This window comes from Bradyrhizobium valentinum (assembly GCF_001440405.1).
GTDB lineage: Bacteria > Pseudomonadota > Alphaproteobacteria > Rhizobiales > Xanthobacteraceae > Bradyrhizobium > Bradyrhizobium valentinum.
Genome location: NZ_LLXX01000066.1, coordinates 21266 through 33066 on the forward strand (window position 1 = coordinate 21266; position 11801 = coordinate 33066).

Annotated in this window: 13 protein-coding genes; 4 read left to right on the plus strand and 9 right to left on the minus strand. The window is 58.1% G+C overall.

What is annotated here, in order from left to right; translation table 11 throughout:
* Positions 1 to 1472 precede the first annotated feature (1472 nt).
* The 4 genes from CP49_RS10795 to CP49_RS10810 all read left to right on the plus strand — a co-directional run bounded on the left by CP49_RS10795 (position 1473) and on the right by CP49_RS10810 (position 4733).
* Positions 1473 to 1877, plus strand: a complete 405-nt coding sequence (locus CP49_RS10795; RefSeq protein WP_156438271.1) for a type 1 periplasmic-binding domain-containing protein — start codon at positions 1473 to 1475, stop codon at positions 1875 to 1877.
* Between the two features lies 1 nt (position 1878).
* Complete coding sequence (locus CP49_RS10800; protein ID WP_057850245.1) at positions 1879 to 2568, plus strand: response regulator; 690 nt, start codon at positions 1879 to 1881, stop codon at positions 2566 to 2568.
* A gap of 73 nt (positions 2569 to 2641) precedes the next feature.
* Positions 2642 to 4057 carry a type II and III secretion system protein family protein gene (locus tag CP49_RS10805; protein ID WP_245310647.1) on the plus strand — a complete coding sequence of 472 codons (1416 nt, stop codon included), beginning with the start codon at positions 2642 to 2644 and terminating at the stop codon, positions 4055 to 4057.
* A 10-nt stretch (positions 4058 to 4067) separates the two neighbouring features.
* Positions 4068 to 4733, plus strand: coding sequence for a CpaD family pilus assembly lipoprotein (locus CP49_RS10810; protein ID WP_057850246.1), 666 nt, complete (start codon positions 4068 to 4070; stop codon positions 4731 to 4733).
* Positions 4734 to 4772: 39 nt separating this feature from the next.
* On the opposite strand, the gene CP49_RS10815 is transcribed toward CP49_RS10810, so the two are convergent.
* From CP49_RS10815 to CP49_RS10855, 9 genes are read right to left on the minus strand one after another with little or no spacing between them, the layout of a single operon-like run.
* Entirely contained in the window at positions 4773 to 5810 is a 1038-nt protein-coding gene (locus CP49_RS10815) for an EscU/YscU/HrcU family type III secretion system export apparatus switch protein (RefSeq protein WP_057850247.1), read from the minus strand.
* On the minus strand, positions 5807 to 6628 hold the full coding sequence (gene sctT, locus CP49_RS10820) for a type III secretion system export apparatus subunit SctT (RefSeq protein ID WP_057850248.1): 822 nt from the start codon (positions 6626 to 6628) through the stop codon (positions 5807 to 5809). The genes CP49_RS10815 and sctT overlap by 4 nt, the downstream gene beginning before the upstream one ends.
* Entirely contained in the window at positions 6629 to 6913 is a 285-nt protein-coding gene (locus tag CP49_RS10825) for an EscS/YscS/HrcS family type III secretion system export apparatus protein (RefSeq protein ID WP_057850249.1), read from the minus strand.
* Positions 6914 to 6915: 2 nt separating this feature from the next.
* Positions 6916 to 7581, minus strand: a complete 666-nt coding sequence (gene sctR, locus CP49_RS10830) for a type III secretion system export apparatus subunit SctR (protein WP_057850250.1) — start codon at positions 7579 to 7581, stop codon at positions 6916 to 6918.
* Entirely contained in the window at positions 7574 to 8629 is a 1056-nt protein-coding gene (gene sctQ / locus CP49_RS10835; RefSeq protein WP_057850251.1) for a type III secretion system cytoplasmic ring protein SctQ, read from the minus strand. The genes sctR and sctQ overlap by 8 nt, the downstream gene beginning before the upstream one ends.
* A 59-nt stretch (positions 8630 to 8688) precedes the next feature.
* The gene (locus CP49_RS10840; protein WP_057850252.1) at positions 8689 to 9219 is read right to left on the minus strand and encodes a YscO family type III secretion system apparatus protein; all 531 of its coding nucleotides are present in this window, start codon (positions 9217 to 9219) and stop codon (positions 8689 to 8691) included.
* Positions 9195 to 10544: a type III secretion system ATPase SctN gene (gene sctN / locus CP49_RS10845; RefSeq protein ID WP_057850253.1), complete on the minus strand. Its 1350-nt coding sequence runs from the start codon at positions 10542 to 10544 to the stop codon at positions 9195 to 9197. Before sctN ends, CP49_RS10840 begins: the two co-directional genes overlap by 25 nt.
* Positions 10541 to 11164 carry a type III secretion system stator protein SctL gene (gene sctL, locus CP49_RS10850; RefSeq protein WP_057850254.1) on the minus strand — a complete coding sequence of 208 codons (624 nt, stop codon included), beginning with the start codon at positions 11162 to 11164 and terminating at the stop codon, positions 10541 to 10543. The genes sctN and sctL overlap by 4 nt, the downstream gene beginning before the upstream one ends.
* Positions 11154 to 11792 (minus strand): hypothetical protein, encoded by a 639-nt coding sequence (locus tag CP49_RS10855; protein ID WP_057850255.1) that lies wholly within the window; start codon positions 11790 to 11792, stop codon positions 11154 to 11156. Before CP49_RS10855 ends, sctL begins: the two co-directional genes overlap by 11 nt.
* Positions 11793 to 11801 lie beyond the last annotated feature (9 nt).

The following is an 11801-nucleotide window of genomic DNA, read 5'->3' on the forward strand; positions in this document are numbered from 1 at the left end:
CGATGCGCAGGCTGCGCCGTGGTTGTACCCGCGTCGATGGACCTAAACCCGTGTCACTCTACCTCGTTGTGGCGCCCATCGTTCGCAACCACCCTCGCCAGAAACTCATTGTGATGACTTTGATGAGCTCGCAGCACCTTGGCCGCTCTTCTTGAGAGGCGGCCTGCCTTCATGGCTGGCTCTGGCATCCGCAGCTTCCTAATCAGCCCGGATCCTGAATCAGCTCGAACGGGCCTAGGGGCGGAACCACGATCCTCGACAATTGCCACCGATGACGAGCGCACCGTCAAGCGCGTAACCGACGCGCTTTGGGAAATGCGAGCCATGAAGAACTATGCCGGGCACCGATTGAGCCCATAGCTCGGACACATGGTGGTGAGCTGTCAGGAAACGTCGCGCCCCTTGCTTATCTCGGGTGAAGTGATGCAACTCTCACCCATGCGAACGGGCTTATCAATTTTCGTCGGTGCACGAACGACGTCACCGGATATAAGACGGCAAACGTAGGACGAGAGTATGAATCGAGCGTCAGGGGGCTTGGCCGCTTATCTTCACGCAACGAGCTCTCGGAGGACTTGAATCGTATGCAGCCTAAGATTGTAGTATTTCCGACACAGGTCGCGACAATACTTCCTGACAGATAGCAAAAAGCGCGAAATGTCTCAAACCCGCATGACAGGCATCGATTTTCCGTCCAGATGACCACGAATGATGAGTCTCGGCGCCAGCGAAGGCCCTCTGGTTCCCGTAAGATGCTTTGCTGTTTTGATGCGTCGCGGTGATTTTTATCCAATTTCCCATGGTGGCTGCCTGCGATTTTTAGAATATTCATGCAACGAGCTCTCGAAGGGACTTGAATCGCACGTAGCGTCAGATTGTAGGGTTTCTGACACCAGTCGCGACAATGCGTCGCGCGCAACACTTCCTGACAGGTAACAAGAATTGCGAATGTCTCCAACCCGTAGGGCCACACCGCTCGACCCCGTCACGCTCCTCGATCAGTCCACTCGAAAGCCTGTTGGCAACGTAGCCTACGCGCCGGACGGGGTACCCGCGCCGGCCAAGTTGAGGCTGCAACAGCACGAGGAGCTCAAGAGAAGTACTCGCTGTCGTCGCGTTCCCGTTGTCGGAGGGGAAATGAAGTTGAGTCCAAGTTCGGTATCCGCCGCCGTTCGTCCCGAGAGGTGGAATGCAGGCGGCGGAACCACCCGAACCACATGCCTGATAACGCCGCTGCGGGGTTTTCTCGCGCTCCCGATGCACGTCACCGCCCACCGAGACAATCTTTTCATAGCCCGCGGCGCATTGGTTGTTTCGTCCCACGTTAGCGGCATCTAGAGCATCGGCCCGCTGCGGGGGCTGCGATCTGTCTTCACGCGTTCAAGGTTGCATTTGCTATGACCAAACGACCTCACAGGTCGATGGCATAGCAACGCTCACCGCAGAGTCAGGGCAACATGGTGAGCTTCCAAATGTCTCGTATCAGTTCGGATGCCAATGCAGCCATTCTCTCTTGTGCTTTGGTTTCGATTGCGCGTGCTGGCAATGCGCTCGCCGAGCCGATGACCGGAAGCACTGCCGAGATTGGCGCGAAGATGCACGAGGGTCCTGCCACAGCGCTCAATGCTCTGACTGATTCTGGCCTAGTTCCCGACATCAAGACCACGTTGACTGTCAAGGACGCATGCGATCCACAGCAAACGGCCGAAATTGCTAATCGGCAGGCAATGGGCGGAGCGTTGTTGGCCGTTGGCAACATTGCTCTTCTTAGTCGGGACCGTCTCCCGACGTTTACGTTGAAGCTGGAGAGCTCAATTTCGCCCGACTTCATGGTCGACGGTGATCTGCTTGGTAGTTTTGGCATGAAGAGGCAATGAAATGCGAACGCTACTGGTTGATCATGATGCGGACCTTGCGCGCGCTGTGCAAGGAGCGCTCTCGGATTGCGGTTTCGCCGTTGATGTGGCGGGCACGCTGGATGAGGCGGCGACCGCTCTCGACTACGCCAAGTACGACATTCTCCTGCTCGAGTTGGCCCTACCGGATGGAAACGGCCTGGACTGGCTGAAGCGGTTGAGACGCGACGGACATTTGATGCCTGCCATGGTTATGAGCAGCCGCAATGATCTCGGTAGGCGGATCGCCATTTTCAATGGTGGTGCAGACGATTTTCTGCCCAAGCCCGTGTCTACTGATGAACTCATCGCTCGGATGCGAGCCATTCTGAGGCGATCAACGCAAATGACAGCCCCCGTCGTTGTGTTTGGTAATCTAAAATTCGATCCGATCGCCCGGCAAGTTTCAGTTGGTGGTCGGCCGCTAAAGATTGCACGCCGCGAAGTGTGCATTCTTGAGCATCTGCTCAGCCGCGCAGGCCGCGCCGTGCCACGCGCGTCGCTGGAGGATAGCCTCTATGCGTTTGACAACGAGGTCTCTGCTAATGCACTTGAAGTCGCAATCTATCGCTTGCGCGGTCATTTGAATCAGTCTGGTGCGACGCTACGGATCACGACCGCACGCGGCGTCGGCTATATCCTTGAATTGAACAGCGCGGCATCGGCCGCGTAGTCGATCGAACTTGAAAGCAAAGACTACCTTGAAGATCGCTCTTGATAATGAGGGTGGCAGCGATCGACGCTCGATCGTCGCTAGCGCCCTGTGGTCTGCCGTTTGTCCTTCTCTTTCCCACCTCCTGTGCGCGGTCGCTTTGCTATCGCCACTAACTGCCGCAGCTCAGACGACGCGGGACGCTAGAGGGGGGCCGCCGCGCGCGGCTCCTAGCAGCATCAATGGGACGCTGGACCTTTCCTCCTCGCTCGGCAAGACAATTCATCTGCCCGGGCCGGCGGCGAGCATATTTGTTGCCGACCCGACGATCGCGGATTATCAAGCGCCATCGAACACGACCATCTTCGTCTTTGGCAAGAAGTCCGGACGGACCAGCCTGTTCGCTTTGAACGACAATGGGGAAGCTCTCGCCGAGTTGCGTGTTGTCGTCACGCAACCGATCGAGGATCTGCGTGCCATGCTGAAGGCCCAGGTCGGCGACTATCCGATCCAAGTCAGCTATACCCCCCGCGGCGCGATCCTTAACGGTACGGCTCCCAATGCCGATGTCGTCGCCACTGCCGTGAGGGTCACAGAGCAGTTTCTCGGTCCGGGTGCGCTGGTCTTCAATAAAATTCAGGTCGCCGGATCGTTACAGGTCAATCTGAGCGTTCGCGTAGCGGAGGTCTCACGCAGCGCCATGAAGGAGCTCGGCATCAACCTCTCCGCTTTGGGTCAGAATGGCACTTTTTTCTTTAGCAGCGGCAAAGGTGCTGGTTCCGGCACGGCTAGCGGCGGCGGCAAGGCAGGTATCGGCTTCAGCGCCGGTAGTATCAACGTCGGCGCTGTTCTCGACGCGCTCGCCAGCGAGCACCTCGCTTCCGTACTGGCTGAACCGAATCTCACCGCAATGTCCGGTGAGTCCGCGAGCTTCCTGGCGGGCGGCGAATTTCCAATTCCGGTCATGCAGGACAACCGACAGGTTTCGATCCAATTTCGTCACTTTGGAGTGAGCCTCGACTTCGTCCCGACTGTTCTTAACAACAATCAAATCAATGTCCGCGTGAAACCTGAGGTCAGCGAGATTTCGAAAGTAGGTGAGGTCAAAGTGAACGGTATGGCCGTGCCTGCCCTCTCTACGAGGCGTGCGGAGACCGTTATCGAGCTTGGGAGCGGACAAAGCTTCGCAATAGGCGGGCTAATCAGGCGTAACTTCAGCACGGATATCAGTACTTTTCCTTGGTTAGGCGACCTGCCCATTCTCGGTGCACTGTTTCGCTCTTCGTCCTTTCAAAAGCAGGAGACGGAGCTCGTTATTATTGTCACGCCTTACATCGTGCGGCCAGCATCGAACCCGAACCGGATGAGCGCCCCCGCCGACCGCATCGGACCGCCCTCAGATATGGGGCGCGCCTTGACGAACACGTTGGCAAGCCCGCCGCGAGGCCGCGACGCTCCGCGCACCAGTGTACCAGGCGCGACAGGCGGCGCCGGCTTTATTATCGAATGAGGATCGTCGAATGACTTTACGAGCCCTGCCCTATCTGTTCGTTCTGATGGCGAGCCTAGGCGGCTGCACAAGCACTGCTCTGATCAACACGGGGCCGGCTGAACAACCAAGCATGGTGCAGCAGCAGAACAGTGTCTTGGTGCTGCAGAGCCTTCGTGGCCTCGAGCGGTATCGACTGAGGGATTTCATTGCCGGCGCCAGTCGCGGTCGGTTTGATGCGCTCCATCTCGATATCACCGGCTCGCCCCGGCTCGCCGCGCAGGTAGCCAGCGAGGCCCGCGCAATGGGCGTCGCGCCTTACAACGTCCGCCTGTTCGGCCCTCGCATCGACCGGCCTGTCGGCTTCGCGGTGCGAATCGAGGCCATTGTCTATGAAGCACGTCCTCCCGTATGTCCGTCCCTTTCGATCATTGGTCCTTCGGTTAACGATAATTCGTTCGACCAGACGCTAGGCTGCTCAATCCGCAACAATCTGGGCGTCATGGTCAACGATCCGAGCGACCTGCTGGACAATAGAGCTGTCATGGCAACAAAAGGTGATCGTGCCGCCATTCCTGTTGCCACATATGGGTCCATGGGGCGACGCAACAAGAGCGACTTGGAAGATGGAATTGGCAACAGGTCCTCGCCAGAAGCCGGGTCAACGGCGACGAGGGATATACAGTCGCCTCGATAGCGCGCCGGATGGCGCAATCATTGCTGCCATAAGCAATGTCTAGACCAGCCCGGCGGAATAGAGTGCTCTCGCAACCCCTTCAAAGTACTTCCCAGGGACGACGTTGCCCAGCCTGGCATTCCGGATGAGCTGCCGCGCCAGGACTGGATCCTGGACAATGCTGAGGCGCAGCGACTGCGCCTCAACAAGCAGTCGTGAGGCAAGTTCGCCCTCACCACGGCAAACCACGATCGGCACGCCGGTCTCGCCACGAATGTAGCGAAGCCCAATCAAGATCGCTTGTCCTGTCACTATCAATGTGGCGCGATGGACGCCAAGCGGAGGCTCGTTCGCCGTCTCCTGACGAAGGCGACGGTGTTCTCGTTTGACCTGCGGATTGCCCTGCTGTTCTTTGGACTCGCGTTTGGCCTCGGTCTCCGTCATGCGCATGTCCTGTAAAAACAACCAGCGCTGGATAAGAAGATCGGCCAATCCGGCGATCAGAAAAGCACCGGCAGCAATTTCGGTCAGCAATTTGATCTCAGTGAACACGAAGTTGAGACACCCCCTACCGCAGGTTGGCAAGTATACCAGCGCCTTCCAACTTGCGATAACCGTGAGTAGCAAGCTTGCGCCGAGAACGCACACCTTAAGAAGCGATTTCGAGAGTTCAATGAGCGACCGCTTAGACGCAATCCGCTTGAGCCCCTTCATGGGATCCAATTTCTCGAATTTCGGCTTTAAGGGCTCGAAAGAGACGTTTAATCCACCATTGGCAAGGACCCCCGCTAGAATACCAGCGGCAACACCGGCCCCGAGGAATGGACCAACGGCCGCAAGAAACAGTTCGATCAAGCCGCCCAGCGCCTGCTGGACCGCGCTTGTGAACGGCTGCCCCTGCAGTTTGTCGATTAGCCGTACCGTTTCATACCACTTGGTCTCAATGAGGCCGGCTCTTAACCAGAGGCAGCCGAAACCGGCGCAAACACTGACTGCGCTGACCAAATCGGCGCTGCGCGGACTCTGCCCTTTCTTGCGCGCATCTTTTAGCTTCTTGGGAGTGGGAGGGAGCTTCTTCTCTTCGCTCGAGCCACTCATTTAAGGAGGTTCTTGAACAACTCGAGCACGGTGTTGGACTGACTGATTTCCGATCCCATATATTCGACGAGGAAGGTGGCGTAACTTACCATGATTATCCCATACGCCAGATTCTTCATGGTGGGAGAGACATCGTTCAGTTTGAGTTGCGGCGCAAACCGCCCGAGTATCATGACCGATACATCGAGTAGCAGCAGGAATGCCAACACGGGGCCAGAGACCAGTAGCGCCGTATACATGATGTGACCGAGAAGCCCCAGAAATACCATCGCGCCTTGCACGGTCAAGCTAGGCATCAGCCGATACACGGGCCAGATCAAATAGCTGCCATAAAGGCCCCTAATCATATTCTCCAATCCCCCGGCTAGAACGAAAATCGAAATCGCAGTGGTACCGAGTAAAACCGCCGTCGCCGAAGCCTGGCCACGCGTGGCTGGATCATCGGAAGCAACAGGGTTCGTAATCCCCCTTTGGGTATCGATGATCTCACCCACTGCCTGGATGCTCCATAACGGAATACTGAGCAAAAAGCCGATGAGCAGGCCGACGAACACCTCCTTCAAACCGAGCAGCGTGACACTGATCAGTCGTGAGCCCTCATCCAGCGACTGCAAGCCGTGCCTGATCTGCAACAGGCATGGCAGTCCCATCGCAAAGGTCACGCAGCCGCGGATCAGCCCCCTAATGCGCGGCAGGGTAAACACGGGAAGGACCAACATAATGCCAAGGGCGCGGGCTGCCGCGAGCCCGGCTGCGAGCACGAGTTCGATCGCCTCCTGGATCAGAGTTTGCGTCTCGGTGAATGAGGGGACGTTCATCTAACGTCGGCTAATACTTGCTGTGAGTGCGGGAAAGTCGATAAATACCTGCTCTGCTTCCTTGATCAGCGCGGCGCTGAGCACTGGAGAGAACAAAGCGATCACCGCGACAACGACCAGAAGCTTCACAGTCAGTGGCAAAGTTTGATCCTGAAGCTGTGTTGCCGCCTGGATGATGCCGACGACCAAGCCGACAACGACCGCCGCGATAAGCGGTGGCAGAACCCAGATCATAAAGAGCACAAGTGACCGGCTCATATGAGTGAGAATGCTTGCCTCATCCATGCTCAGCCTCCCGGCGTTGTGTAGCTGAGCACCAGCCCGTGCATGAGCCGCGACCAGCCGTCGATTGAGACGAATAGAAACAACTTAAAAGGCACGGATATCACCGTTGGCGAAACCATCGACATACCCATGGCCATCAAGATGGTCGTTACAATCAGATCGATGGTGATAAAGGGCAGATAGAGAAGAAACCCAATTTCGAAGCCACGCTTGAGTTCTGAAATTAGGAAAGATGGCACCAGAATGACCAGGTCATCGGCGCTCACGTTGCCGCGCATGTCCTCGGGCCAGACCTGTTCGGTTGAAGCCAAGAAGAAGCGGCGCTGCTCGGCAGCGGTGAACTTCTTCAGATGCCCGCGCAGCAGCTCCTGCGCCTCCTTTGCGGCGCTCAGCCAATCATCGACCGTTTGGTAGCGGAGTTGTGGCGCAGAAAGGCGATTATAGGTCTGTTCAATCACTGGCGCGCTAATGAAAACTGTCAGGATCAGCGCCGCGCCATATAGAACGAGGTTCGGTGGGATAGATTGAGTCCCGAGCGCGTTGCGAACGAGGAAGAGCACGACGGACACCTTTATGAACGCTGTGCTTGTTACGACTAGGAACGCCAGCAGGCCAAGGCCGGCTGTGAGCGCAAGGAGTCCAAGAATTCCCGGTTGAATGTCAGTCATTGACGGCCAACCTGCCCCGCAACCTGACGCCAAGCTCCCCGCCGATGCTTACGATGTCCCCGCGGCCTATGCGGCGGCCGTTAGCAAGGATATCAACCGGTCCGTCGAGCGGCCGGCCAAGTTCGAACACATGTCCCTCGCTGATATCCCTCAAGGCTCCGAGTGCGACAGTCCAGCGGCCGCATTCGAAAACAAGAGTAATCTCGATGTTGTCGAGATCACTTTCAGAGGGCGGCCGGGGTTTTTCGGATTGAGTCATCATATGTGCACCCTCCAGGGGATGTGGTTGGAGGCGGAATGCCCCTCGGACGATCAAGCGATCCTCTGCAACATGTGCCGGAGCCCATAAGGTTCCCGCGTTGAGGATGGCTTGGCCACGGGCCAAGGGTATTACGTCCGGCAATAGAGCGTCTCCAGCATTTGCTTTCCCTAGCAGCGCAACCGTCGCACGGAGCGAACCGATCTCTCCCTTAACGATGACAGGCAATTCTGGGGGAAGCTGGCGTGCCTCTCGCGGCAGCTGCCTGAGCAGTCCGCCTAACGCCCGAAACGCGGGTGGAACTGAACCATCGAGAGGTGAGAACAGGAGCAGGCGCGCTTTTCCCTTGAATGGGCGGTAGGTGATTTCGAGCTCCAGATAAGGACCCCGAGCCGTTGCTTCGCTCAAACAGATCAGCTGCAACTTCTGTTGTGTCAGACCCTCTAGTTGATCGAGCAACGGATCGAGTGCAAATTCGACGAGGAGCGAACGAGTGGGCTCGGCAGGTAGGCCAAGCTCACTTTGCACCGTCGCGATCAGCCCTTCTACAACCGGACGGGCCAACGATAAGATGATTGTTTCATGTCCGATGGCCCAAACGCAGTCGAGCATCGATACGGCACGCGGCTCCGGCTCCCAGACAAGCCGCTCCATCCGTACGGATAGCGGCTTATCGCGGAGACGGCTTTGCAGAGGCTTGCGGGCAGCAGCGATCTCGTTGAGCCAAGAGACGACCGCAGGGGACAGGGTTAGCGCCGGTTTAAATCCCGATTGTTCACCCGTAGCCATGGTCACAGGCGCGTCTACAAGACAAGGCGCTTTCCCTAGCATAGAAGAAGCCATCAGATTCAGTAGCTAGCCGTGTGAGTACGCGAACCACTGCGATACCGAAGCAAAACCTCATCATCGGCCTCCATCTCGGCTTCCGCCTCTGAATGGGCATCACTCGCGCGCTGAACGTCGCCTTCAATTTTCTGCCATTTGTGACTCGCCGCCGAGCACTTGGTCAAAGTGGTCCGCGCCTCGAAGACCGCCGTCTCGGCCCGCTCTTGAGCGGCGCGCGCTTCCTCAAGCGTTCGGCGTGCTCCTGCGATCTCAGTTTTGAGCCGTCCAATGACGATGTGACAGCGACGATCGAGCTCTTCAACAGATAGCGAATCAAAAGATGCCAGTTCTCGGTAAAGCTCCGCTTCTAGCGCCGCTTGGTTTTTCTCGGCCGTTGCAAGATCCCGGACAGCTTGTTCCACCGCTTGAAGCGCGGTGCGGCGCTCGGCCTCCATGTTGTACACCTCACGAAGGGCGCTCCGCTGTCTCATGTCCTTCACTAGCCGCAATTTCGAGGCATGGACGCGATTCACGCGGTCAGACGCGACATCCATGTGACCGTCTCCTCAAAGCTTGACGCCTCGTCTCCGCCCTGACGCAGGAATTTCCGCAACTCCTCGATCGAATTAATTGCCCGGTCTGTCAGAGGATCACTGCCTTGCTTATATTCGCCAACCTTCACCAAGAACTCGGCCTCGGCGTAGCGGGAGAGCAGATCACGGAAGAAGGAAGCCGCCTTTCGATGCGACACAGAGACGACCGCATTCATCACGCGGCTGCGGCTTGACAATACGTCAATAGCTGGAAAATGCTCGCGCGCAGCCAAAAGGCGTGAGAGAACAACGTGGCCATCAAGAATGCCTCGTGATTCTTCGGCGATTGGATCACCCGAGCCGTCGCCTTCGACAAGCACAGTATAGAAGGCCGTGATCGAGCCGCGCTCGGCCATGCCGGCACGCTCCAACAGGCCAGGAAGCATCGCAAAAACCGATGGCGGAAAGCCGCGCCGCGTCGGCGGCTCTCCTGCCGCAAGGCCAATTTCGCGCATGGCGCGGCTAAAGCGCGTCAATGAGTCCATCATCAGGACGACGCGAAGTCCTTCATCACGAAAATATTCGGCGACTGCCGTCGCCATGTGAGCGCATTGCGCTCGTTCCATTGCCGAGCGATCGGAGGTCTCAACGACAACGACGGTGCGGCGAAGCGCTACCTCACCAAGGTGCTGCTCGATGAATTCCCGCACTTCACGACCGCGCTCACCGATCAACGCGACTATGGTGGCGTCGGCAGCCGCGCCTTTTACGATCTGCGACAGGAGCGTCGACTTACCGCACCCTGGGTCTCCGTAGATGCCGATCCGCTGCCCCTCGCCACATGTTAGAAGCCCATCCAAGACACGGACGCCGAGTGGGAATGTTCGCTCGATACCGCGCCTTGTCATGGGGTTGGGGGCCTTGCCGCGCAGCGGACGAGTTTGAGCGGCGTTGATTGGACCCTTTCCGTCGATGGGACGGCCGAAGCTGTCGATCACCCGGCCAAGCAAATCGGGGCCGACCGGAACTTCATGCATTCGTCCGGTCGCGACCACTTCTGCTCGGCTGGATAAGCCCGCCATGTCACCAATGGGAGTGAGCAATACCCCATCTTGCGATAGGCCGATCACCTCGGCCTCGAGCGACCATCCGGTGCGGGGATCCTGCAACAGGCAAAGCTCCCCTATACGCGCCTCTGGCAAGACGGCATGGAGCAAGGTGCCGACCGCCCGTGTGATCCGCCCTCGTACAGCACGCGTGTCGATATGCTTTGCTGTAGATTTCAGAGACGATAGCGCGGCGTGCAGATTCCTCTCTCCCGCCGCATTGGTCGCTGATGTGGTCATGGCCCGTCTTCCTTTGAAGGCAAACCCAGGCCAAGGCGTAGAGCCCGCAGCTGCGCGGCAACTCCAATGTCTACATTGCCAAATTCGCTCCACAACACGCACTGCTCTGTCGTTAGAGCCGGATCCGGAGCAACCCGCACTTTCGGCCGGCCCTCCTGTCCATCGCACGTAGCGAACTCGCGCGCTAGCGCATCGGCTTTCAGAGGAGAGACATGAAGGCAAATTTCCGCGCTACCATATTTTTGCTCGATCGCGTGACGAACGGTCCTCACCAGCATCTCGCCTGGATCAAACGCGCCCAGAAGATCGCTCACGATCTCCATGACGAGCTGCGGCAACTCCTGCTCCAGAATGGCTTTTCGCTGCGCAAGTGCGGAAGCAGCCTGCGCAATCAGCCGAGACATTTCCTCGGCGCCGCTCTTGAAGCCATCCGCACGGCCACGCGCCCGCTCCCGCTCATAAGCTGTCCGTCCCCAGCCGCGAACGCGTTGCAGATGCCGCTCGGCAGCCGCGCGCGCTTCTACGGCATCGCACCAGATCCCGATCTCGGCAGCCGGTATGAGAGGCCCGAGCGGCCGTATCTCGGGGGCCACTGGCAGTGCCGGGTCATCAGCTGTCATGCCGTGGCGTCTCCCTCGACAAATGTGCGATCACCAAGGAAAGCAATGGGCCCGCGGCATTGCGGTGTTCGGCCGCTGGATTCTCGGCAGCAGTGCCCATGGGCAAGCGTAGCAGTACGCGCGCGCGATCAAGTGCCGAGGCTTCGTCGAGCCAAGCACCTAGGCAGGCATGGCCATTGCGTTCAATCTGTTGCGAAAGTTGCTCCGGATCAGCGGTAGCGGTGATTGCGACCGCGCTGGCCAAGTTCCGGATACCGAAAGCGTGCGCTTCTGCCCCGATACGGTCGAGCAGAATCGCGAGATGCTGCTTTGAGACGAGCTTTAGGAGCGAGCGAGCATGCCAAATGCTGCCGGCAAGCAAAGCAGCCCTATTCGGATCATGGCCGAGCAGAAGATCGTTTCCCCAGTTACTGCCGTTGGAGTCCATTTCATTACCAAGCAGCATTTCAGCAAGTCTTACCTGCAGCCTTGAGCTCTTCTGTAGCCGGACCAAAGTCGAAGCCGACAGCCGCCCGTCAAGACGGGCAGCAAATCGGGTCAGATGGGTCGAGGCAGCAAGCTCGCGCAGCCCCTCAGAGGTCGATTCGGACCACGTATGAGAACCGGAGGATGGCAGCGGTATGGGCATCTGCGCACT

Bases quoted from the DNA above. Each gene is read 5' to 3' on its own strand.
- CP49_RS10795 (WP_156438271.1), top strand. From the start codon at position 1,473: ATGTCTCGTATCAGTTCGGATGCCAATGCAGCCATTCTCTCTTGTGCT.
- CP49_RS10800 (WP_057850245.1), top strand. From the start codon at position 1,879: ATGCGAACGCTACTGGTTGATCATGATGCGGACCTTGCGCGCGCTGTG.
- CP49_RS10810 (WP_057850246.1), top strand. From the start codon at position 4,068: ATGACTTTACGAGCCCTGCCCTATCTGTTCGTTCTGATGGCGAGCCTA.
- CP49_RS10815 (WP_057850247.1), bottom strand. From the start codon at position 5,810: ATGAGTGGCTCGAGCGAAGAGAAGAAGCTCCCTCCCACTCCCAAGAAG.
- sctT (WP_057850248.1), bottom strand. From the start codon at position 6,628: ATGAACGTCCCCTCATTCACCGAGACGCAAACTCTGATCCAGGAGGCG.
- CP49_RS10825 (WP_057850249.1), bottom strand. From the start codon at position 6,913: ATGGATGAGGCAAGCATTCTCACTCATATGAGCCGGTCACTTGTGCTC.
- sctR (WP_057850250.1), bottom strand. From the start codon at position 7,581: ATGACTGACATTCAACCGGGAATTCTTGGACTCCTTGCGCTCACAGCC.
- sctQ (WP_057850251.1), bottom strand. From the start codon at position 8,629: ATGGCTACGGGTGAACAATCGGGATTTAAACCGGCGCTAACCCTGTCC.
- CP49_RS10840 (WP_057850252.1), bottom strand. From the start codon at position 9,219: ATGGATGTCGCGTCTGACCGCGTGAATCGCGTCCATGCCTCGAAATTG.
- sctN (WP_057850253.1), bottom strand. From the start codon at position 10,544: ATGACCACATCAGCGACCAATGCGGCGGGAGAGAGGAATCTGCACGCC.
- sctL (WP_057850254.1), bottom strand. From the start codon at position 11,164: ATGACAGCTGATGACCCGGCACTGCCAGTGGCCCCCGAGATACGGCCG.
- CP49_RS10855 (WP_057850255.1), bottom strand. From the start codon at position 11,792: ATGCCCATACCGCTGCCATCCTCCGGTTCTCATACGTGGTCCGAATCG.